This is a genomic window from Stenotrophomonas sp. YJH_SMC_65 (assembly GCF_059369475.1).
Map to the genome: position 1 here is coordinate 1 of NZ_JCAFSR010000006.1, position 21,927 is coordinate 21,927.

13 protein-coding genes and 3 pseudogenes are annotated in these 21,927 nt (G+C 68.8%); 5 read left to right on the plus strand and 11 right to left on the minus strand.

The annotated features are described in order from the left end of the window. Positions 1 to 54: 54 nt before the first annotated feature. From AC5P7A_RS12355 to AC5P7A_RS12365, 3 pseudogenes are all read left to right on the plus strand, one after another. Positions 55 to 168 (plus strand): annotated as a pseudogene (locus AC5P7A_RS12355) (16S rRNA (uracil(1498)-N(3))-methyltransferase); the annotation flags it as partial. Between the two features lie 157 nt (positions 169 to 325). Next, positions 326 to 439 (plus strand): annotated as a pseudogene (locus tag AC5P7A_RS12360) (16S rRNA (uracil(1498)-N(3))-methyltransferase); the annotation flags it as partial. Between the two features lie 157 nt (positions 440 to 596). Further along, positions 597 to 710, plus strand: a pseudogene (locus AC5P7A_RS12365) (16S rRNA (uracil(1498)-N(3))-methyltransferase); the annotation flags it as partial. Positions 711 to 809: 99 nt separating this feature from the next. Here AC5P7A_RS12365 and AC5P7A_RS12370 read toward each other — a convergent pair. From AC5P7A_RS12370 to pilG, 7 genes are all read right to left on the minus strand, one after another. Further along, entirely contained in the window at positions 810 to 1,274 is a 465-nt protein-coding gene (locus AC5P7A_RS12370; RefSeq protein WP_049441320.1) for a chemotaxis protein CheW, read from the minus strand. Then, complete coding sequence (locus tag AC5P7A_RS12375; protein WP_049441322.1) at positions 1,271 to 2,608, minus strand: chemotaxis protein CheB; 1,338 nt, start codon at positions 2,606 to 2,608, stop codon at positions 1,271 to 1,273. The genes AC5P7A_RS12370 and AC5P7A_RS12375 overlap by 4 nt, the downstream gene beginning before the upstream one ends. Continuing rightward, complete coding sequence (locus AC5P7A_RS12380; RefSeq protein WP_495220175.1) at positions 2,595 to 9,326, minus strand: Hpt domain-containing protein; 6,732 nt, start codon at positions 9,324 to 9,326, stop codon at positions 2,595 to 2,597. Before AC5P7A_RS12380 ends, AC5P7A_RS12375 begins: the two co-directional genes overlap by 14 nt. Before the next feature lie 100 nt (positions 9,327 to 9,426). Further along, positions 9,427 to 11,463, minus strand: a complete 2,037-nt coding sequence (locus AC5P7A_RS12385; protein WP_014038185.1) for a methyl-accepting chemotaxis protein — start codon at positions 11,461 to 11,463, stop codon at positions 9,427 to 9,429. A 41-nt stretch (positions 11,464 to 11,504) separates the two neighbouring features. Then, positions 11,505 to 12,035, minus strand: coding sequence for a chemotaxis protein CheW (locus AC5P7A_RS12390; RefSeq protein WP_014648092.1), 531 nt, complete (start codon positions 12,033 to 12,035; stop codon positions 11,505 to 11,507). After that, positions 12,035 to 12,397, minus strand: a complete 363-nt coding sequence (locus AC5P7A_RS12395) for a response regulator (protein ID WP_005410717.1) — start codon at positions 12,395 to 12,397, stop codon at positions 12,035 to 12,037. The genes AC5P7A_RS12390 and AC5P7A_RS12395 overlap by 1 nt, the downstream gene beginning before the upstream one ends. Before the next feature lie 18 nt (positions 12,398 to 12,415). Then, on the minus strand, positions 12,416 to 12,817 hold the full coding sequence (gene pilG / locus AC5P7A_RS12400) for a twitching motility response regulator PilG (protein WP_005418455.1): 402 nt from the start codon (positions 12,815 to 12,817) through the stop codon (positions 12,416 to 12,418). Positions 12,818 to 13,057: 240 nt separating this feature from the next. On the opposite strand from pilG, the gene gshB reads away from it, so the two are divergent. Together gshB and AC5P7A_RS12410 are read left to right on the plus strand one after the other, a co-directional pair. Next, complete coding sequence (gshB, locus tag AC5P7A_RS12405; RefSeq protein WP_014648094.1) at positions 13,058 to 14,005, plus strand: glutathione synthase; 948 nt, start codon at positions 13,058 to 13,060, stop codon at positions 14,003 to 14,005. Continuing rightward, on the plus strand, positions 14,005 to 14,889 hold the full coding sequence (locus AC5P7A_RS12410) for an energy transducer TonB family protein (RefSeq protein WP_014648095.1): 885 nt from the start codon (positions 14,005 to 14,007) through the stop codon (positions 14,887 to 14,889). Before gshB ends, AC5P7A_RS12410 begins: the two co-directional genes overlap by 1 nt. Positions 14,890 to 15,542: 653 nt before the next feature. Here AC5P7A_RS12410 and tsaB read toward each other — a convergent pair. The 4 genes from tsaB to mrcB all read right to left on the minus strand — a co-directional run bounded on the left by tsaB (position 15,543) and on the right by mrcB (position 21,879). Beyond that, the gene (gene tsaB, locus AC5P7A_RS12415) at positions 15,543 to 16,256 is read right to left on the minus strand and encodes a tRNA (adenosine(37)-N6)-threonylcarbamoyltransferase complex dimerization subunit type 1 TsaB (RefSeq protein WP_495220176.1); all 714 of its coding nucleotides are present in this window, start codon (positions 16,254 to 16,256) and stop codon (positions 15,543 to 15,545) included. Between the two features lie 9 nt (positions 16,257 to 16,265). Next, the gene (yoaA, locus tag AC5P7A_RS12420; RefSeq protein ID WP_111206956.1) at positions 16,266 to 18,314 is read right to left on the minus strand and encodes a DNA repair helicase YoaA; all 2,049 of its coding nucleotides are present in this window, start codon (positions 18,312 to 18,314) and stop codon (positions 16,266 to 16,268) included. A 593-nt stretch (positions 18,315 to 18,907) separates the two neighbouring features. After that, complete coding sequence (locus tag AC5P7A_RS12425) at positions 18,908 to 19,444, minus strand: hypothetical protein (RefSeq protein ID WP_014648099.1); 537 nt, start codon at positions 19,442 to 19,444, stop codon at positions 18,908 to 18,910. Then, the gene (gene mrcB, locus AC5P7A_RS12430) at positions 19,441 to 21,879 is read right to left on the minus strand and encodes a penicillin-binding protein 1B (protein WP_032958979.1); all 2,439 of its coding nucleotides are present in this window, start codon (positions 21,877 to 21,879) and stop codon (positions 19,441 to 19,443) included. The genes AC5P7A_RS12425 and mrcB overlap by 4 nt, the downstream gene beginning before the upstream one ends. Positions 21,880 to 21,927: the final 48 nt, after the last annotated feature.

The window sequence follows — 21,927 nt, forward strand, 5'->3', positions numbered from 1 at the left end:
CAGGCCGCCAGCGGATGTCGACGCTGGAAGCGGCTCCCGCTGGCGGCATCGTGATTGCAATCGGCGGGATTCCAGGGGCTGCAACTGGGGCCGCGGATCCTGCGCACGGAAACGGCCGGACTGGCCGCGATCGCGGCGTTGCAGGCGCGCTTGGGCGATCTGGGGTAAGGCTGATTCGTGGTAGTGCCGGCCGCTGGCCGGCATCCACGGGATCATGGGGTTGCCGGCCAGCGGCCGGCACTACCAGCTACCCGGCCGGCGGATTGCCGATCAGGCCGCCAGCGGATGTCGACGCTGGAAGCCGCTCCCGCTGGCGGCATCGTGATTGCAATCGGCAGGGTTCCAGGGGCTGCAACTGGGGCCGCGGATCCTGCGCACGGAAACGGCCGGACTGGCCGCGATCGCGGCGTTGCAGGCGCAGTTGGGCGATCTGGGGTAAGGCTGATTCGTGGCAGTGCCGGCCGCTGGCCGGCATCCACGGGATCATGTGGTTGCCGGCCAGCGGCCGGCACTACCGGGAACCCGACCGGCGGATTGCCGATCAGGCCGCCAGCGGATGTCGACGCTGGAAGCGGCTCCCGCTGGCGGCATCGTGATTGCAATCGGCGGGATTCCAGGGGCTGCAACTGGGGCCGCGGATCCTGCGCACGGAAACGGCCGGGCTGGCCGCGATCGCGGCGTTGCAGGCGCGGTTGGGCGATCTGGGGTAAGGCTTCGTGGTAGTGCCGGCCGCTGGCCGGCATCCACGGGATCATGGGGTTGCCGGCCAGCGGCCGGCACTACCGGCTACCCGACCGGCGGATTGCCGATCAGGCCGCCAGCGAATCCAGCGCCGCTTCCAGTGCATCCAGGTTCGGCAGCAGCGCGCTCTGCTCACCCAGCAGCACGCGCATGTGCACGATCTGCGGCAGGGTTTCTTCGGAGGCGTCGGCCAGCAGGCCGTCGCGCGGCACCGAGATCAGCTGCGGGAAGTTCTGCGTCAGCAGCGCGTAGTACGGGCGCTGCGCGTTGCCGCTGAGGGACTTCAGTACTACCACCTTGTTGTGGCCGGCCACCGTCTCTTCGCCCAGCCCGGAAAGGCGTGCGAACGACACCAGCGGCACCTGCCAGCCGTGCCAGCCGATCTCGCCAACCAGCCAGCGCGGCGCATCGGAGACCGGGTGCACCGGTACGCGCGACATCATTTCGGCCACGGTGGCATTGGGCAGCAGTACGCGCTCGTTGCCGGCCTGGATCAGGACGCCGCGGATTTCGTCGTTGCTGGCGTAGCTCATGGTGCCTCTCCGTTGTCGTCCTGCTCACCCCAGCGCGCGGCAATTGCCTGCGCCAGCTCCTGCGGTTCACCGGCCACCATGCCGGCAGCAACCACGGCGGTGGCCGCAGCCGGGTCGTAGCAGCCCTCGCCTACCTGCCCGGCCACCCACGCACCGGCGGCCGCCAGGTCCAGCGCCGGGCCGACATGGGCCAGGTCGGCACCGCTGAGCAGCACCAGCGCAGTGTGTGCGGCCGGCAATGCAGCGAGCGAAATACCGGTGGCATCGCTCTGGAAATGCAGGCCATCGCTGGCCGCGCGCACGCCGATATCATCAGCCAGCACGTGGACCTCGCCCGGCGCGGCGCGCTGGCCGGCCTCGGCCAGCTGCACCGGCAACGGCGAAACACGCGACATCTGCTTGACCAGGTTGCCGTAGCGGCCACCGTCCAGGCGCATGTGCACCAGGACCGGCACGCTCAACGACGCGGGCAGTGCGCCGAGCAGGCGACGCAACGCATCCGGGCCACCGATGCCGGCCAGCACCAGCACTGATGCGGCGCGCGCACCGGCCGGGGCGGCGGCATCCAGATCGACCAGGGTCAAATGATCGGTATCGAAGGAGGGCTGCGGCGCAGCGGCCGGCGCCGCCACTTCTGCCGGTGCCGGCGCTTCGATCGATTCCTCGACCAGCGACCAGGCGGTGTGATCGAAGGAGATCGGCGGTGCCGCAGGCGCCGCCGGTTCGGCCGGCGCTTGCGGCGGCGAAGGCGGATCCCGTGGTTCGGGCACGTCCGGCTGCAGTGCCGCCAGGGCCTGCTCCAGCGCGATCGGTTCGTGCAGGTGTGCCGGCGGCGAATACAGACCGTCGGCCGGAACGTCATCGGCCCAGCTCAGCGCCTGCGCCAGATGCGGCTGCAGGGCTTCTTCCTGCGGTGCCGGCGCGGGCGCCGGATGGCCGGGCTCCAGCTGCAGGCTGGGCTCTTCCTCGGCACCCGGCGGCAACACCTGCTGGTGGCCGTGCAGCTTGGCCGCCAGATGGCGCCCCCAACGCTGCGCCTCCCAGCCGTCGCGGCGCGCGGCCAGCTCGGCCTCATCGAACACCAGGGTCAGCCCCGGTGCCGAGAGCGCGGCGTCCAGCCGTTCCAGTGCGTCCTCGATGGCCGCTTCCAGCGCGATCACCACGAACTGCGGATCCGCAGCCTGCAGGACCTGTGGCTCCAAGCCGTTCGGGTCATCTTCCAGAACCAGCTGCACATCTGCATGCGACAGCGCCTCGCGCAGGCGTTCGCGCGCCGCACCGGGGCGGGCCAGCAGGGCGACGGCCGGGGCCGGATGGGTTTCACTCACGGACACGGGCGATCCCCAGCAGGTCGTACACGTTACGCATCAGGTCCAGTTCCTGGTACGGCTTGCCCAGATAACGCTGGACACCGATCTCGAAGGCGCGCTGGCGGTGCTTGTCGCCGCTGCGCGAGGTGATCATCACGATCGGCACATCCTTGTAGCGCGGGTCGGCGCGCATCGCCGTGGCCAGCTCGTAGCCGTCCATGCGCGGCATCTCGATATCCAGCAGCATCAGGTCCGGCACGCGCTCTTCCAGCCGCTCCAGTGCTTCCACGCCATCGCGGGCGACGCTGACTTCGAAGTTGTGCCGTTCGAGGATCCGTCCGGTCACTTTGCGCATGGTCAGCGAGTCATCGACCACCATCACCAGCGGCACCTGGCGTTCGTCGCGCGGTGCATTGGCCAGCACCGGTGCGGTCGGATTGGCGAGGAAACGGCGCACCAGCGGCGCGACGTCCAGGATCACCACCACGCGACCATCGCCGGTGATGGTGGCACCGTAGATGCCCGGTACCGATGCGATCTGCAGGCCGACCGGCTTGACCACGATTTCGCGGTTGCCCAGCACCTGGTCGATCGCCACGGCAGCGCGCAGGTCACCGGCACGCACCAGCAGCAGCGGCACCTGGTCCTGGCCATCGGCGCGTGCCGGGGCCTGCCCGACCAGGCTGCCGAGGTCATACAGCGGATAGTCTTCGCCGCTGTAGCGGTAGCTGCTGTCGGCGGCCTCGAAGCGTTCGCGTGACAGGCGGCCGATACCACTGACCGAGGCCACCGGCACGGCGAAGGTGGTTTCACCGATCTGCACGAACACCGCCTGGGTGACGGCCAGCGTCTGCGGCAGGCGCAAGGTGAAGCGCACGCCCTGGCCACGCACCGACTGGATGTCGACCGAGCCGCCGAGCTGGCGCACTTCGTTGCGCACCACGTCCATGCCCACGCCACGACCCGCCAGCTGGCTGACCTGGTCGGCGGTGGAGAAACCGGAGGCGAAGATCAGGTTGTCCAGTTCCTGCTCGCTGGGCTGCGCGTCGGCGGCCAACAGGCCACGATCGATGGCGCGGCGTCGGATCGCTTCGCGGTCCAGGCCAGCACCGTCATCGGCCACTTCCAGCACGATTTCCGAGCCTTCACGGTGCAGGCGGATGGCGACTTCGCCCTCTTCCGGCTTGCCGGCGGCGCGACGCTGTTCCGGCGCTTCCAGGCCGTGGGCCACGGAGTTGCGCAGCATGTGTTCGAGCGGCGCGACCATGCGGTCGAGGACATTGCGGTCCAGTTCGCCGTGGGTGCCCTCGAGGGTCAGGTGCACCTGCTTGCCGGTATCCATGCCGGACTGGCGGACCACGCGGCGCAGCCGCGGCACCAGGCCATCGAACGGCACCATGCGCGCGCGCATCAGGCCGTCCTGCAGCTCGGAGCTGACGCGCGACTGCTGTTGCAGCAACGAATCGTACTGGCGTGACAGATCGTCGAGCACGCCCTGCAGGCCCCCGAGATCGGCCGCCGACTCGTTCAGTGCACGGCTGAGCTGCTGCAGCGTGGAGAAGCGGTCCAGTTCCAGCGGATCGAACTTCTGATCGGCCTGGTCCTGCTCACGCTGGTAGCGGGCGACGATCTGCGCCTCGGTTTCCAGGTCGAGTCGGCGCAGCTGGTCGCGCAGTCGCGCATTGGTGCGCTCCAGCTCGCCCATCGCGCCGCGGAAGGCACCAAGCTGCTGTTCCAGGCGCGAGCGGTAGATCGCCACTTCACCGGCATGGTTGACCAAGCGGTCGAGCAGATCCGCGCGCACGCGCACCTGTTCCTGCTGCGGGCGCGCCAGCGGATCTTCATCGATCACGCCTTCGGCCGGCAGCGGTGCCGACAACGGCGCATCGAGCAGTGCCGGCGCAGGGCCGGCGACCGCTGCCGACGCGGTTTCTGCAACGCTCGCCACGTCCGCTGCGCCTACGGCAGCCGCTGCTGCTGCGGCAATATCGGTGGTGGTACGCACTTCGAACGCATCGACCAGATCCTGCGCCGGTTCCACCACGCGGTGGTTACCGGTGCGGGTCAGCAGCTGGTGCAGGCGATCGAATCCGCGCTCCAGCAACTGCACATCGCGGCGTTCGATCTCGGTGCGACCGGCGGCGACCGCCTCCAGCAACGATTCGATGCTGTGGCCGAGATCACCGATGGCGTTGATGCCGGCCATGCGTGCGCCACCCTTCAGGGTGTGCAGGTCACGCTGCAGGCCGGCCAGCACCTCGCGGTCCTGCGGTGCATCACGCAGCTCGCTGATCAGGCCATCGCAGTGGTCGAGCAGGTCCTTGCCTTCCTCGACGAAGATGTCGACCAGCTCGCGATCGTAGACGCTGAAGTCGAGCGTATCGGTGCTGTCTTCAGGCACCGGCATGGCAAGGATGTCAGGTGTCACGGTTTCAGGCACGTCGGCTTCGGGCGCGCTGGCTGCCACGGCATCCGGTACCGCAACCGCATCGACGTCGGCGGCTTCGGCGTGGACCTCCGCCTGGCCCGGCGCGTCTTCCAGTTCGAAGAAGCGTACCGGTTCGGCGGAGGCCTGCGCTGCGGCCTCCGCGATCTCCTCATTCACCGTCGCCGGGGACGGCTGATCGGCGCTCTCTCCTTCACCGATCGCCGCCTCCCCGCCGACGTCCGCATCCTCGGCAAAGGCTTCCGCCTCGCCCGGCGCGAGTTCGCTGGCCTGCAGGCCGAGCACGGGCCATTGCCCGTCGTCGGCCAGGGGCTGCTCTTCGTCGATCACGTGCAGGCCGGCCTCGAGCGCGGCTTCCAGCGAGACCGGTTCTGCAAACCCCGGCGCAGCCATTTCATCCTGCAGGCTCGACAGCTCGCTGTCGAGTGGCAGTGCAGCAGGCATTTCGAACGCCGTGGCATCAGCGACGTGCGCGCGATCGGCCGAGGGCGCATTCAGGTCAGATGCGACGGCTTCGACAGCGGCCGGAGTCTCTTCGGCGTCGCGGTCGTCAACCGGCAGCGCACTGGCATCCAGGTACGGCGACAGATCATCCACGACGGTCAAACCGGCATCGTCGGACAACCGCAGCACGCCTTCGGCCTCCGCCTCGACACCGGCTACGGCAACGGCTGGAACGTCGTCGGCCACCTGGATCGATTCGACCACCGGCAGCGACGCATCCTCCTCACCCGGTACGGACGGCCATCCGGCATCGAAGTAGCGCGAAAGATCATCGCTGGCCGTCAGCTCACCGACCTCCAGCCCGGCCTCGATCGCCACGTCGGCGACCGGGGCTTCGACAGTATCGGCACGTGCTTCCGCGTCCTGCTCCGGTGCGGCAAACGAATGCGGCACCGCATCGGATTCAAGCGCGACGGCTGTCGATGCATCCGCGTCCAGTTCCACCGGCGGTTCGTCATCCAGCGCCAGATCGTCTTCTTCGTCTTCCAGGCCCACCATCGGCCAGCGCGCTTCCGGCAACGCGCCAGCCAGCGCCTGCAGGCGCTGCGCGAGTACCTGTTGCGGCGCGATGCGCGGCTGTTCGGCCTGCAACGCTTCCATGGTGGCGGTGATCGCCTGCGCAGTCGCATCCAGGGCGGCTACGCCTTCATCACCCGGGACCACCTCGGCGGCCAGTGCGCGCTTGATGTAGGACTCCGCGCCGCCGGTCACCGCCGTGATCTCGGGCACTTCGGTCATCGCGAAGGCGCCGTTCATGGTGTGCACCGCGCGCAGCAGTGCATCGCTGACCGGTTGCGGCGCCTGCTGCGCCGAACGCAGCCAGTCCTGCAGGGTGGCCTGGTGGACTTCCACCTCGGCCTCGAGAATCTCGCGCAGCACGCTGTCGATGTTGGCCGGCGTACCGGCCACTTCGGCCTCCACGTCGGTATCGGCCGGCGCCGAGGCGGCAGCCTCCACATCGAGAATGCGGCTGATCTCGTCTTCGCCGTCAGCTTCAGCAACCGGTACAACCGGCGCAGCCGCACCCGGCAGCGGTACGTAGTAGGTTTCCTCGCCTGCGCCGACACGATCGGCAATGGCCTGCATGGCCTGCAGGTCGACGCTGATGCGCTGGCCGTGGCGCAGCGCTGCGTTCAGTTGTGGCAGCGCCGCATGTGCGTTGTCGACCATCGCCAGCACCGCCGGCGAGGCGGCGCGGCTGCCATCCAGCACGCGGTTGAGCATGCCTTCGATCTTCCACGCGAACTCGCCCAGCGTACGTGCGCCAACCAGGCGGCCACTGCCCTTGAGGGTATGGAAGATGCGGCGGATCGGGCGCAGCCGGTCCATGTTGTCCGGCTGCATGCGCCACGCCGGCAGCAGCGTGCCCAGATTGGCGAGCTCGTCGTCGAACTCTTCCAGGAACACCTCGCGGATGTCCTCGTCGATGTTCTCGGCGTCGTCGTCGAAGCCGGCGTCGAAGCCCGTAGTCGCGTCGGCATTGGCGTCGGCGCCGGTCGCAACGACCGCCTCCGGTGCCGTCGCGGTGGGCATCGCCTGCGGATTGAAGCCGGCAGCGGCTGCACTCAGCTCGGCGAAGAACTGGGCATCGGCTTCGCTGAAATCGATCGGCGCGATGGTGTCGATATCGATCACCGACACGGCCGGCGCCGACGTTTCCGCTGCCGGGGCGGGCGCTTCGATCGACGGCGGAGTGATCGACGATGCCGGCAGGTCATCCGGAGCCTCGTCCACCCTGACCTCCGCCGCAGGCGATGCATCGGCCAGCGGCGGCGCCACGGCATCGACGATCTCCAGCGACGGATGCAACCCGGCGTCATCGTCCAGCGACAACGCTTCCATCGCGTGCAGCGACAGCACATCGTCAGCGTTGTCCAATGCATCGGCGTCGAAGCGGAACACCACGTCGTCGGCCTCGGCAACCGCGCCCCGTTCGGCCGCTACCGGATCGAACACCGGCGCAGCATCGAATCCGGTCACGGGCGAAACCACGCTGTCCGTCGTCTCGTCGATCGCAGGCGCTGCGCTTTCCTCGAGCACCTGCGGCGCCTCGGACAGCGACCACTGCGGTGCATCGGCGTGATCGCTGTCGGCCAGTTCGAAGCTGACGGGATCGAAACTGGCGAACGTCGGCGCGCGTTCGTCGCCGGCGGGCGCGGCCGCCTCGGCTTCGGGGTAGAACGGCGCCAGCTCCCACTGCGGGACATCAGGCGCAGGTGCGCTGGATGCGGCGAAGACCAGCGATGCCTCGGCATCATGCTGTGTTGGCAGCGGCGAGGCGCCAGCATCCAACGGGCTGGCGGCCACGACGCCCGCGGTGCCCAGCGCGCCGAACATCAGGCTGTTGTCGGGCACCCTCGGTGCCGGTGTGGCCGGCGGCGGATCGAAGGTGAAGTCCGGCAGCGATACCGGCACGTCGCCGGCCGCGGGCGCAGCAGGCTGCACCGGTACCTCGATGCGCTCGGGCTGCAGCGGCTCGACCTGCACCGGCAGCGGCTCACGTTCGATGGCAAGCGCTGCCGGCGCTTCCGGTGCGGCGGCGTTGCGTTCGGGCAGCGGCCAGTAGCGCAGTGCCTCGAGGCTGCTGCGGGTGATTTCAAGGATGTCTTCGCGGCCCGGGCGACGATCGCGCAGGGCTTCCAGGTAGTACTCCAGGCTGGCCATGGCATCGGCCAGGGTGTCCAGCTGGCGGCCGCTGGGCACGCGCTGGCGGCCGATCAGCTCGGCCTCGATGTACTGCTGCACGCCACGCAGGTAATCGGCGGCGGTTCCCAGGTCGAGCATGCGCAGCGCGCCGGACACATCGCCCAGCAGGCGCGGTACATCCTGCAGCTCGGCATGGTTCCAGCTGGTTTCGATGAAGGCGACGAAATGCTCGCGGGCGGCAGCGAAGTTGGCGATGGCTTCATGGGCCAGCACTTCCACCGTGCGCCGGTTCTCCACCGCGCTCGGATCGTCCTCGCCACTGCCGCCGGCGCCCAGATGGGCAACCTGGTCGTCCAGCGAGGCATCGACGTACAGCAGCGCACCGGCGATATCCAGCAGCAGGTTCTCGTCGATCTGCTGGCGCCCCTCGACCACGCCACGCAGCGCGTCGCGCTGCTGCACGACCACGCCACGGGCCACGCCCAGGCCCATCATGCCCAGCGTGTCGGCCACGGCGCCCAGTTCGTTGGCCTGGGTCTGCAGCTGTTCCGGTGCACCGCCGGTGCGCAGGTGCAGGTCAAGCGCATCCTTGATGCGCAGCAGTTCTTCCTTCACTGCGCTGCCGACGGTATCGAGCAGCTCGCGGTTGCGCCCGCTCAGGCTGCCCCGGGCATGGTCCAGCTCGGCCTCGGTGGCGGTGATGCTGTCCGGCGCAAAGGCCAGCAGCACGCTGTCGTTGACGCCTTCTTCGCCACGCGACGCGCGGATCTCGTTGAGCAGCGGCATCAGCACGATCGGAATGTCGCGATGGCCGTTCTGCAGGCGCTCCAGATAGTCCGGCAGCAGCACGCTGCCACGCATCAGGGTCGCACAGGCTTCATCCCGGTCGGCCACCTGGCCGGCGCCGATGGCATTGGCCAGCTGCTCGAGCTCTTCGGCCACCATCGCCGGGGCATACAGTTCAACCATGCGCAGGGTGCCCTGCACCTGGTGCAGGTAGCCGGCGCAGATGCGCATGCGGCTGGCATCACTCGGGTCTTCCGCGTAGTACTCGACCTCGTTGCGCACCTGGCGCAGGGTCTCGTCCAGCTCGGGCTTGACCCAGCCCAGCGCTGCGTGGCTCATCGCATCGCGCAGACTGCTCATGGACGCGCTCCGTTCGCCGCCGCGCGATGGCCGCGCGGATTCTGGCGTGGGGAATGGAAATGCTTCATCGACTGGTTCCTTGCTCGCCGCCCTGCCCGCGTCACGCCGGCAGCTTGAAGTCGGCGACCGAACGGCGCAGGTCCGCCGCCAGCTGCGCGAGGTGGCCGATCGACTCTGCGGTCTGCCCGGCACCCTGCGAGGTCTGGCCGGTGATCTGCCGGATCACGCCCATGGTGCGGGTGATGTCCGAGGCCGCGGCCGACTGCTGCTGGGCGGCGATGGAGATGTTCTTGATGAGGGTATTGAGGGCGTTGGACACGCGCTCGATCTCGGTCAGCGCGGTACCGGCGTCCTCGGCCAGGCGCGCACCGGACACCACTTCGGCCGTGGTCTGCTCCATCGAGGTGACCGCTTCGTTGGTATCGGCCTGAATGGCCTGGACCAGGTTTTCGATGCGTCGGGTCGCACCCGAGGTACGTTCTGCCAGGCGCTGCACTTCGTCGGCCACGACCGCGAAACCGCGGCCCGCTTCACCCGCCGACGCCGCCTGCACCGCCGCGTTCAGCGCCAGGATGTTGGTCTGCTCGGAAATGTCATTGATCAGTTCCACGATCGAGCCGATTTCCTGCGACGACTCGCCCAGGCGCTTGATGCGCTTGGAGGTTTCCTGGATCTGGTCGCGGATCTGGTCCATGCCCTGGATGGTCTCGCGCACCACGCCGGCGCCTTCGGCGGCGATCACCACCGAGCGCTGTGCCACGTCGGCCGACTCGGCCGAGTTGCGCGACACCTGCTCGATGCTCGCTGCGATTTCACCGATGCGGTCCGAGGCGGAGGTGATCTGGTTGGCCTGGTGGCCCGCCGCCTCTGCCAGCTGCATCGCGGTGGCCTGGGTTTCCTGGGTGGACATCGCGACCTTGGCCGAGGTGTCGTTGATGGTGGTCACCAGGTGGCGCAGCTCGTCCACCGCATAGTTGATCGCGTCGGCGATCGCGCCGGTCATGTCCTCGGTCACCGAGGCCTTCACCGTCAGGTCACCCTCGCCGAGCGAGGAGATTTCGTCCAGCAGCCGCATGATCGCCTGCTGGTTGCGGCTGTTGAATTCCACCTGGGTCTGGTAACGCAGTTCCTGCTCGCGCGAGCGGCTGCGCACGTTGGTGGAGACGAAGCCGATGATCGCGATCAGCGACAGCGCGCCGGACACCACGCCGATCCAGAAGTTGGGGAACAGGCGGGTGTCGGACACCGAGCCGAACGAGGAGAACGCATCGAACAGCTTGCGGCTGTCGTCCAGCATGTGGGCCGAGCCCTGGCCCAGCGCGGTCGCCGCCGATTGCGCCGCGAACAGCTGGCGCGAGCTGGCCAGGATCGCATCGGCGTCCTGCTTCATCGCTTCCCACTTCTGCTGCGACTGCTCCAGTGCGGCCACGGCGGCAGCACCGCGCACGGCGGTGATGCCCAGTTCCTCGTTGCCGTTGCGCAGGCCGTCGAGCACCTGCGAGAACACGGTGATGTCACGCGCCAGCGCATCCCCGGAGGTCGCTGCGGCGCTGCCACCGGCACGCATTTCGGTCACCCGACGGGCCATCGAACCGGCCACCACGACCTGCTGCAGTGCGCTGTACACCTGCGACGAGGGGGCGCCGGAGGCGGACATCGCGCGCACCAGCTCGTTCAGCTGGGCCTGCAGGCCCGGTACCGCGCCGGTGAAGTTGTTGGCATTGCCGGCCAGCGCCAGCACCGCCGGCTCGCTGGCCACCAGCTGCCCGGCCTGCTTGCCCAGCGGCGCCCAGGTTTCGCCCAGGGTGGCGATGGCGCCGGACACGCCCGGCTCCTTGCCATAGCGGCCCTGCAGCGTCGACACGTTCTGTTCGATCGCGTTGCGGGTGGCCTTGAAGGCGGTGAAGGCCTGGGCGTTGCCGCCGACCGCGTCACGTCCCTGGTTGGCCAGCTGCTGCGACAGCACCTGCAGGTCGGCGGCCTTGGAGCCGGCGTCGGCAAGGCGGCTGCCCTGCCAGGTGGCGACGCCGGTGTTGACGCCGAACAGGATCATCGATGCCAGCAGCAGGAACAGCCAGAGGTTGCTGCCGCCCAGCCGCAGCTTGCCGGTCTTGGTGGCGTCCGAAGCAGTACTCATCGTTCAACCTCGATCTTCAATGCAGGGGGCGATGCCCGGCCTCAGGCCGCGGCTTGCCGGAATTCAGGGGTGCGCGACAGCAGCGAGAGCGAGAACACGCCCCAGTCATGGCCGTCGGCATGGAAGGCACGGTCAACGAAATGGCCGTAGCGGCCTTCGGCCAACGTGCCCGCGTCGATCTGCTGGTCCAGCTCGAAGCTGCGCTGGCCGAACAGTTCATCGATGGTCAGTGCGACGTCGCCGCCAGCCTGGCGCATGATCAGCACGCGCTGGCCTTCCTGCTGCACGGTGCGCGTGCCTTCCAGGAAGTACTTCAGGTCGACCACCGGAAACAGGTTGCCACGCAGGTTGCCCACGCCCAGCAGCCAGGGCTGCGCGCAGGGCACCGGGGTCACCGGCGGCATCGGCACGATTTCCACCACTTCGCGGAAATCGGACACCAGCCGGCGCTGGCCGACGCGGTAACCGACGCCACGCCACAGGTCCTGGGCGAACTGCCGCCCGGGCAGCTGCACTGCATGGGCCAGGCTGCGTCGTTCGTAGGCTTCAAGGATGTCGAAGGGCGAGCGCATCAGGCCACCAGTTCGTTGATCCGCGCGATCAGTTCATCCTCGCGCGGCGGCTTGACGATGTAATCGGCTGCGCCCTGGCGCAGGCCCCAGGCCTTGTCGGTTTCCATCGCCTTGGTGCTGACGATGATCACCGGGATGTGCTTGATCGCCGCATCGCGGGCCATCGCCCGGGTGGCCTGGAACCCGCTCATGCCGGGCAGGACCACGTCCATCAGCACCAGCTGCGGCACCTGGTCGCGGACCAGCTGCAGGCCATCCTCGGCGTTGTCCGCTTCCAGCACCTCGTGGCCGGCACGGCGCAGCCACTGGGTGAACACCGCGCGGTCGGTCGGTGAATCCTCGATCAGGACGATACGAGCCATTGTGCCTTTCCCCCCTGGTCAGGCGTTGACGTATGTGCGGATGGCACCCAGCAGTTCTTCGCGCGTGAAAGGCTTGGTCAGGTATTGCTCCGAGCCGACGATGCGCCCCCGCGCCTTGTCGAACAGACCATCCTTGGACGACAGCATGATCACCGGGGTCGCCTTGAACAGCTGGTTGCCCTTGATCAGCGCACAGGTCTGGTAGCCATCCAGGCGCGGCATCATGATGTCGACGAAGATGATCTGCGGCTGCTGGTCTGCGATCTTGGCAAGCGCTTCGAAGCCGTCGGTGGCGGTGACCACCTCGCAGCCTTCGCGCTTGAGCAGCGTTTCCGCAGTCCTGCGGATGGTCTTCGAATCATCGATGACCATCACCCGGAGTCCTGCGAGTTCCCCGCCCGCAGTCGTGTTTTCAGTCATTGCCTATCCCCAAGCGCACGGCCCAATCTCTGGCGGGAGCCGCTGCGAAAGCGTATCTATATCGCACTTCCCGCGCCCGCTTCAAGGCCGGCCTGCCGCGCAGGGGGTAGCACCGGGCTGAACGTGACCGGGTTCGCAATGACTGCGCTGCCGGCAGGCGGACGCTGCGTTGCACTACGGCGGGGAGGCACACGGCCGGCGTTGCCGCTACCATCAACGCCTTGCCTGACAGGTGCGCCCATGCCGTTGAACGTCATCGTGGTGATGGACCCCATCGCCCACATCAAGATCGCCAAGGACACCACCTTCGCCATGTTGCTGGAAGCCCAGCGCCGTGGCCATGCCCTGCACTACGTGCGGCCCGGCGGGCTGGCCCTGGAAGGTGGCGTGGCGGTGGCCCAGACCGCACCGCTGCAGGTGCGCGACGACCCGGCCGGCTGGTATGAGCTGGGCGCGTTCAGCCGTACCGAGTTCGGTCGCGGCCAGATCGTGCTGATGCGCAAGGACCCGCCCGTCGACGCCGAGTACATCTACGACACGCAGGTGCTGGACGTGGCTGCCGCTGCCGGCGCCTGCGTGGTCAACAACCCGCAGGGCCTGCGCGACTACAACGAGAAGCTGGCCGCCCTGCTGTTCCCGCAGTGCTGCCCGCCGACCCTGGTCAGCCGCGATGCCAAGGCATTGAAGGCCTTCGCGCTGGAGCACGGCCAGGCCGTGCTGAAGCCGCTGGATGGGATGGGCGGCCGCTCGATCTTCCGCAGCGGCCAGGGCGATCCGAACCTGAACGTGATCCTGGAAACCCTGACCGACGGCGGCCGCAAGCTGGCGCTGGCCCAGAAGTTCATTCCCGACATCACGGCCGGCGACAAGCGCATCCTGCTGGTCGACGGCGAACCGGTCGACTACTGCCTGGCGCGCATTCCCCAGGGTGACGAGTTCCGCGGCAACCTGGCGGCTGGCGGCCGTGGCGAAGGGCGCCCGCTGAGCGAGCGTGACCGCTGGATCGCCGGCCAGGTTGGCCCGGAGATGAAGCGCCGTGGCATGCGCTTCGTCGGCCTGGACGTGATCGGCGATTACCTGACCGAGGTCAACGTGACCAGCCCGACCTGCGTGCGCGAGCTCGACGCGCAGTACGGCCTGAACATCGCCGGCACCCTGTTCGACGCGCTCGAGGCCGGCCTGCGCTGATGGCGGCCGCACCTGCCGTCCTGCCCCCGCCGGCGCGCGAAGCGCAACGGCTGGGCGCGACCATCGCGCTGTCGATCGTGGTCCACGCCCTGCTGATCCTGGGCGTGGGTTTTGCGGTGAAAGGCGACGCACCACTGGTGCCGACGCTGGAGGTGATCTTCAGCCAGACCCGCACCGCACTGACCCCGAAGCAGGCCGATTTCCTTGCCGCCGCCAGCCAGGAAGGTGGCGGCGAGCACGACCGTGCGCAGCGCCCGCGCGACAACCAGGCCGGCATCGTTCCGCAGGCCCAGGCGGGGCTGAGCCCGGTGCCGCAACAGCAGCAATCGGCCGCGCCGGCGCCCCCGCCGCAGGCGCGGGTGGTCAGCAGCCGCAACGGCGAAGAGGCAGTGGCCCAGGCGCAGGCGCGCCCGACACCGGAGCAGCCGGAACCGGATGCACCGCTGACGGCACGCGAGCAGCGTGATGCCGAGATGGCACGGCTGGCGGCCGAGGTGCATCTGCGCTCGGCGCAGTACGCCAAGCGCCCGAACCGCAAGTTCGTGTCGGCCAGCACGCGCGAATATGCCTACGCCAATTACCTGCGCGCCTGGGTCGACCGCGCCGAGCGCGTCGGCAACCTGAATTACCCGGACGAGGCCCGGCAGCGCCGGCTCGGCGGCCAGGTGGTGATCAGCGTGGGCGTGCGCCGCGATGGCAGCGTGGAAAGCAGCCGGATCCTGCGTTCAAGCGGGACGCCGTTGCTGGATGAGGCGGCGCTGCGGGTGGTGCAGCTTGCGCAGCCATTCCCGCCGCTGCCGAAGACCGAGGACGAGATCGACATCCTGCAGGTCACCCGCACCTGGGTGTTCCTGCCGGGTGGCACCCTGCACGACGACCGGTAGGGGTTTGTTGCCCGGGCCTGCGGCCCGGGACCCGCTGGAAGGCTGGAGCAACGGCAACAGCAACAGCGGCGGTTGGGATATTGGGTTTGGCGGGGCGGTATGGGCTTGCAGGAAACGCCGTAAACCCGTCCCTGGGGGCTCGATGGCGCCTTGCTCGTGTGCGCTGTCCTGCGAACGCGGCAAGACCGGGGTTGAGCGTCCTGCCCAACCCGCCCGAGGCGTGCCTCGGGCCCATGGCGCCAACGGTGCTGCAAGCCCATACCGCCCCGCCTCTGACAGATCCCGACGCATCATTGCTGTTGGTAGGTGTCGACCTTGGTCGACACACATCCACGCTACGCGTGGATGCGAGCGAAGCGATCCGCTGTTGACTTTGATTTTCTTTTGATTTTCCGTGGCGGACGCACACGGAAACTGTCAGAGGTCGGGCGGGGTGGGTTCGCGGGGGTGTCCGCGGCATGGATGCCGCGGCCAAGCCCCCATGGGTGAGGGCGCTTTGCTTGCGAAGCACTGCTTCGCAAGCGCCCGAACGCACAGCCGCCAGCGGCTGGGCCGGACCGCGGAGCGGGGTTTACGGCGTCCCCCGCGAACCCACCCCGCCCGGCCAAGCGCGGCTTTGGTTTATGCGATCAACCAACCCCGCCACGAGGGGCTCAGCCGTTGGCCTTCGCCTTCGCCTCGCGCGCGGCCTGCTGCTCGACCAGGGTCAGTGCCACGTTGTCGCGCAGGTAGGCCGGCTCGACCTTCTCCGGTGCAATGGCTTCGCCGCGCGCGAACGCCGGCACCGCCAGTGCGAGCACGTCCGACGCACGCGGCAATGCCGTGGCGTCGAATCCGCGCAGGCCAGTACCGAGCTGCGCGACCAGCGCACCCTCGGCTGCGGCGAACCCGGTACCGACACCGTAGGCCGACAGCCCTTCCGGCAGCGCCACCGCTGCCGGCGCGCAGACGCGCTCGGCATCGCGCGCGACCGGCAGGCCGTCCACGCGCTCGAAGCGGGCGACGTAGAGTTCGCCCATCCGCGCATCGATGGCCGACAGGATCTGCGTTTCTTCCGCCGGTGCGCGCAGCGCCAATACCTGCAGCGTCGAGACCGGCAGCAGCGGGCGGTCCAGTGCCAGTGCGATGCCCTGGGCAATGGCAATCGCCAGGCGCACGCCCGTGAACGCACCCGGACCGCGACTGAGGGCGATGCCATCAAGCTGGCGACGGCTGATGCCGGCGTCGGCCAGCAGCGCCTCGGCCCACGGCAGGCTCAACTCGGCGTGCCGGCGCGGGGCGATCTCGAAGCGTTCCAGGATCTGCCCATCGACATGCAGGGCAACGGAACAGGCTTCGGTGGCGGTTTCAAAGGCAAGCAGTTTCATTGGATCAGGTCAGAACAAGGGGAACGTGGCACCGGGAGCAGGCTCCGGGCCCGCCGCAACGGCGGCCGGGGCAGCCGCATCATCGGCCACGGGCAGCCATTGTGGCCTAAAGAAGGCCTGCACATCGGCCAGGCTGCGGGTGCGCCGGAACGGCGGCAGCGACTCAAGAAAGACCCGGCCATAGCCACGGTTGAGCAGGCGCGGATCGCACAGGACCAGCACGCCCCGGTCGCTTTCGCTGCGGATCAGGCGGCCAACGCCCTGCTTCAGGGCGATCACCGCCTGCGGCAGCTGCTCGTCGCGGAACGGGTTGCCCCCCTGGCTGCGGATCGCCTCCAGCCGCGCCTCGTATACCGGGTCATCCGGTGCCGCGAACGGCAGCTTGTCGATCATCACCACGCTCAGCGCTTCGCCGACCACGTCCACGCCCTCGCGGAAACTGGCCGAGCCCAGCAGCACGCCATTGCCCGATTCGCGGAAACGCTGCAGCAGCGCCGCGCGTGGCGCCTCGCCCTGCACGAACAACGGCCACGGCCCGTCGCGCAGTGCCTCGGCGGCCTCGCGCAATGCACGGTGCGAGGCGAACAACAGGAACGCCCTGCCCTGCGAGGCCTGCAACACCGGCCGCAAGGTCTGGATCAGCGCGGTGCCAAACCCGCGCGCCGCCGGATCGGGCAGGCCTTCGGGCAGGTAGCACAACGCCTGCTCGGGCCAGTTGAACGGGCTCGGCTGGACCAGCGTGTGCGGATCGTCCAGGCCCAGGCGCGTGGCGATGTGGTCGAAGCCACCGCCCACGGTCAGCGTGGCCGAGGTGAAGATCCATGCCGCGCGGCTGCGCTCGCGATGCTCGCGCAGCGGGCCGGACACATCCATCGGCGTGCGCTGGCAGCGGAAACCACGCGGGGTGAGCTCATACCAGAGCACATCGGCGGCACGGGGGGTCTCCGCCGGATCGGTATCGAAATCGAGGGTGGGCTCATCATCGCCCAGCCAGCGCTGCAGCCGCGACACCGCCTCGCGTGCCCGCGCATGACAGGCATCCAGACCCGCCGCCGCCTCGCGCAGCGGTTGCAGTGCCTGCTCCAGCGTCACCAGGCCGGCCATCACCGTATCGAATCCATCGCGCACCTGTGGCATCGCCAGCGCACGCCACTGCGTACCCCGTGGCGGCAGCCCCTCCATCGCCGAGCGCAGCGCCAGCAACGCCTGCTGCAACTGGTCGACCGGTTCCTGCAGGGCCGACTGCGCGCCGCCTACGCCGCGCGCCTCGGCCAGGCAGTCGCGGCCGAGTTCCTGCCACGGGCGCATGCCGAAGCCTTCGCCGAAAAACTGCGCGGCCAACTCGGGCAGCTGATGCGCCTCGTCGATGACAAAGGCCTGCGCCCCCGGCAGCAACTCACCGAAGCCGTCCTGTTTCAGTGCCAGGTCGGCCAGCAGCAGGTGGTGGTTGACCACCACCACGTCGGCAGCCTGCGCACGTTGGCGCGCGCGCACCACGAAGCAGTCTTCCCAGAACGGGCAATCGGTACCCAGGCAGTTGTCGACCGTGGAAGTGACCATCGGCAGAAGCGGCGAGTCATCGGCCAGGCCTTCCAGTTCGGCGATGTCACCGAACTCCGAACGGCCGGACCAGGCCAGGATGCGCTGGAACTGCGCAGCCTGCTCCGGGCTGGAAAAACGCGGTTCGCCCCGCGCCTGCTGCAGGCGGTAGCGGCACAGGTAATTCGCGCGTCCCTTCAGCAGCGCGCTGCGCAGGCCAACGCCCAGTGCCTGGCGCACGCGCGGCAGATCGCGGTGGTAGAGCTGGTCCTGCAACGCGCGGGTACCGGTGGAGATGATGGTGCGCAGCCCGGACAGCAGCACCGGCACCAGATAGGCGAAGGTCTTGCCGGTGCCTGTACCGGCCTCGGCCAGCAGCAGGTCGCGCTGCTGCAGCGCTTCGGCGATGGCGTCGGTCAGGTGCAGCTGTGCCGGACGCGGGACAAAGGCATCCAGATGCGAGGCGAGCGCGCCGCCTTCGCTGAGGGCTTCGCGGCTGGCATGGACAAGGTCGGACATCAGAGGGAGAGGATACCCGGCCGGGCGCTGCCCGGCACCCGTTTCAAGCCAGGGCAACAGCAACAGCGGTGTTCATGGCTCTGGATTTTTACGTACTGGGCAGGCCGGGAGGGGCAGGCAGGACACGCCGTAAACCCATCCATGGGGGCTCGATGGCGCCATCCATGGCGCCAACGGTCCTGCCTGCCCCTCCCGCCCCACCCTCGACAGTTTCCCAGTGACGGATGCACGCGCGGCGTCGCGTCGAGCTTGCTCGACTGCCCTTTCAGAAGCGGTGGGTGGAACGGAAACAAGAAGGGGTCGGATCCGTTTTCCTGCGGAAAACGGATCCGACCCCACAACGAGTGCGCGCAGCGCGCGACCCGCTTTTGATTTTCTTTTTCTTTTCCGTGGCTGGACGCACACGGAAACTGTCAGAGGTTGGGCGGGGTGGGTTCGCGGGGGTGTCCGCGGCATGGATGCCGCGGCCAAGCCCCCAGGGACGGGTTCACGGCGTCCCCCGCGAACCCACCCCGCCCGGCCAAGCGCGGCTTTTGCTTCTGGCTTCAGCGACCAACCCACAGCCACGAGGGGCTGTGCCGTTGGCTGAAAACTCAGTACCGCTTGATCCCCGGCACCGTGCAGCCCTCAATCTGCGCATGCGCCGACACCGCATTCTCCTTCTCGCCCCGCGCCAGGCGCGACTGCTCGATCGTCGCCCAATGCCGGCGGCACAGCGGCCCGGTCTTCGAGCCCAGATCCACCGCCTTGCGCGCGAACGTCTCCGCCTGCGCCCACTGGCCCTGCAGCAGCGCCAGTTCGGCACGTTCCTGCAGCACTGCCGGGTCACCCGCCACGATCTCCAGCGCGTGGTCCAGGCTGCTGGCCGCGCCGGCCAGGTCGTTCGCCTGGCGTTGTGCCAGTGCAGTCACCCGCAGATCTTCCACCTGCGAATCACGCAGCGGCTGTACCGACAATTCCTTGTCGTCCGGACCCGCTGCAGCATCCACCGCAGCCAGGCGCTGCGCCGGCGTGGTGGTATCGACCGGCTTGACCACCGGTGGTGCGCTGCTCACGCAGGCGGCCAGGGCCAGGCTGAGGCCGGTCAGGGCCAGGGGCTGCAGCAGGGATCGCATGTTCATCGGCATCATCGGCTCGGGGGAGGAGTGGCGGCGGCAGGTGCCGCGGCAGGTTCGGCAGGCGCTTCCGGCTTGCGGTCCAGGCCGAACCAGCTGCGCCAGCCACCGCCCTCGCCGTCGGCCTCGCCCTGCCCCTCCGGCGACGCGGCCGGCGCGCACGGCGCATAGGCAGGCGCATAGCCCACCACGAACGGGAAACGACGCGCGCCGGGGCAGCCTTCATCGGTGCTGTTGAGGCCGGTGGGGGCCACCGACTGCCAGTCCAGGCCCTTGTTGCTGACCCGCAGCGGCGCGCTCGGCAGGCGCTGGAAGATGCCCGACCAGACCCGCATCGCGCCGGTGGCGCCATACAGGCCGGCCTGCGCGTTCTGGTCGTTGCCGATCCAGATCACTGCCAGGTGATCACCGGTGTAGCCGGCATACCAGCTGTCACGGCCATCGTTGGTGGTGCCGGTCTTGCCGGCGGGCTGCAGGCGGCCGAGGCCATCGGCATTGAGCCGCTGCGCGGTACCGCTGGCGACCACCTGCTGCAGGCCGACACTGATCAGGTTGGCGGCAATCGAGTCGCCTTCCTGCGCCGGTGCCGGGGTCTTGTCGTACCGCTTGAGCAGCTTGCCCTGCGGATCGAGCACGCCACGCACCGCGTGCAGCGGCTGGATCTCGCCGCCGGACGCCAGGAACTGGTACAGCTGCGCCATCGCGTACGGGCTCTGGTCGGTCGAGCCGAGGATCACCGCCGGGTTGGCGTCAGCCTTGATGCCGGCCAGGACATGGATCAGCTGGGTCACGCGCTCCGGGCCGACCTGCATGCCCACGCGCACCGTGGCCTGGTTGTAGGAATGCGCCAGTGCGTCGATCAGGCGCACCGTGCCGTGGCTGCGGTTGTCCGCGTTGCCGGGACTCCAGTTGCGGCCGCGGCCGAGCTGCACCGTCACCGGCGAATCATCCACCCAGCTGGCCAGCGAGTAACGGTCCGGCTGCGCCAGGGCCAGCAGGTAGACGAACGGCTTGAGCAGCGAACCGACCGGACGCTGCGCCTCGATCGCGCGGTTGAAGCCGACCTCGGACACCTCGCGGCTACCGATCACCGCCAGCACGTCGCCGTTGTGCACGTCGGTCAGCACCATGCCGGCCTGCAGCTCGGGGCGGCGCTTGCTTTCCAGCGACTTGATGGTGCGGGTCACCGCGCCTTCGGCATAGGCCTGCGCGGACGGCGACATGCCGGTCATCACGCTCAGGCCCGCGCCCTGCAGCGCCGATTCCGGATAGTCATGGCCGAGCTGGCGGCGGACCAGGTCAACGTAGGCCGGGAAGCGGTTGGCTGCCACCAGGCCCGGCGTCTTGGGCACGCCCAGCGGTGCCTTCAGCGCGCGCTGGTACTCGGCATCGTCGATCAGCGTGGCCTCGTGCAGCTTGCCCAGCACGAAGTTGCGGCGATCCAGCGCGCGCTCCGGGTTGCGCCGCGGGTCGTAGAAGGACGGCCCCTTGACCAGGCCGATCAGCAGTGCGATCTGCTCGGTCTCCAGCGACTGCAGGTCACGGCCGAACCAGAACTCGGCGCCGGAGGACATGCCATGGATCGCCTGGCTGCCGCGCTGGCCCAGGTACACCTGGTTGAGATAGGCCTCGAAGATGGTGCGCTTGTCATAACGCGCTTCCATGATCAGTGCGTACAGCACCTCATTGAACTTGCGGGTGACCGTCTGCTCCTTGCCGATGCCGAGCAGGCCGCTGCGGGCCAGCTGCTGGGTCAGCGTCGAAGCGCCCTGGCGGCTCTGGCCACCGGAACGGATCGTCACCCACACCGCGCGCGCGATGCCGGACAGGTCGATGCCGTGGTGGCGGTTGAAGTCCTTGTCCTCCACCGCCTGCAGGCCAGTCACCAGCAGGTCCGGCGCCTCGTCCATGCGGATCAGGCGGCGCTCTTCCTGCTTCTGGCCGTACAGGGTGGCGATGCGCGCCGGATCCAGCCGCGCGGCCTTCAGCGCCTTGCGGTTGTCGGCGTCGCGCAGCGAGGCCACGCCGCCATCGGCCAGCGACAGCTCCACCCGGCGCGGGGCCACCCGGCCGTCAACGTCGTTGAAGCCGCGGCTGGAGATGACGAAGCGCCCGCCGTTCACCGCATAGGTGGCCGGCTCCTTGCCCTGCCCGTCATCGCGGTAGGCAGAGGCGGCCAGCTCGGTCTTCAGCGTAGACGCATCCATCGCCTTGCCGGGGGTGAGCACCAGCGGGCGCGCGTACACGCGCGTCGGGATCTGCCAGCGCAGTTCACCGAAACGCTGGGTCACCTGTTGGTTCAGGTACAGCGTATAGGGAATGAGGAAACCCAATCCCAACGCGACCGCAGCCATGCTCCAGGTGATCAGCCGGCGCCGCCACAGCGGACCGTTGTCCTGCTGGTCGTCGTCGGAATCGTCGATGTCGTCGGAATCGTAGCGTCGGGGCACGGGAATGCGAGAATGTAGGGTCTGGCGAGTCTACCCCAGCCGCTGCGG

Bases quoted from the DNA above. Each gene is read 5' to 3' on its own strand.
- pilG (WP_005418455.1), bottom strand. From the start codon at position 12,817: ATGACTGAAAACACGACTGCGGGCGGGGAACTCGCAGGACTCCGGGTG.
- AC5P7A_RS12390 (WP_014648092.1), bottom strand. From the start codon at position 12,035: ATGCGCTCGCCCTTCGACATCCTTGAAGCCTACGAACGACGCAGCCTG.
- AC5P7A_RS12385 (WP_014038185.1), bottom strand. From the start codon at position 11,463: ATGAGTACTGCTTCGGACGCCACCAAGACCGGCAAGCTGCGGCTGGGC.
- AC5P7A_RS12370 (WP_049441320.1), bottom strand. From the start codon at position 1,274: ATGAGCTACGCCAGCAACGACGAAATCCGCGGCGTCCTGATCCAGGCC.
- AC5P7A_RS12380 (WP_495220175.1), bottom strand. From the start codon at position 9,326: ATGAGCAGTCTGCGCGATGCGATGAGCCACGCAGCGCTGGGCTGGGTC.
- gshB (WP_014648094.1), top strand. From the start codon at position 13,058: ATGCCGTTGAACGTCATCGTGGTGATGGACCCCATCGCCCACATCAAG.
- yoaA (WP_111206956.1), bottom strand. From the start codon at position 18,314: ATGTCCGACCTTGTCCATGCCAGCCGCGAAGCCCTCAGCGAAGGCGGC.
- AC5P7A_RS12395 (WP_005410717.1), bottom strand. From the start codon at position 12,397: ATGGCTCGTATCGTCCTGATCGAGGATTCACCGACCGACCGCGCGGTG.
- AC5P7A_RS12410 (WP_014648095.1), top strand. From the start codon at position 14,005: ATGGCGGCCGCACCTGCCGTCCTGCCCCCGCCGGCGCGCGAAGCGCAA.
- AC5P7A_RS12425 (WP_014648099.1), bottom strand. From the start codon at position 19,444: ATGATGCCGATGAACATGCGATCCCTGCTGCAGCCCCTGGCCCTGACC.
- tsaB (WP_495220176.1), bottom strand. From the start codon at position 16,256: ATGAAACTGCTTGCCTTTGAAACCGCCACCGAAGCCTGTTCCGTTGCC.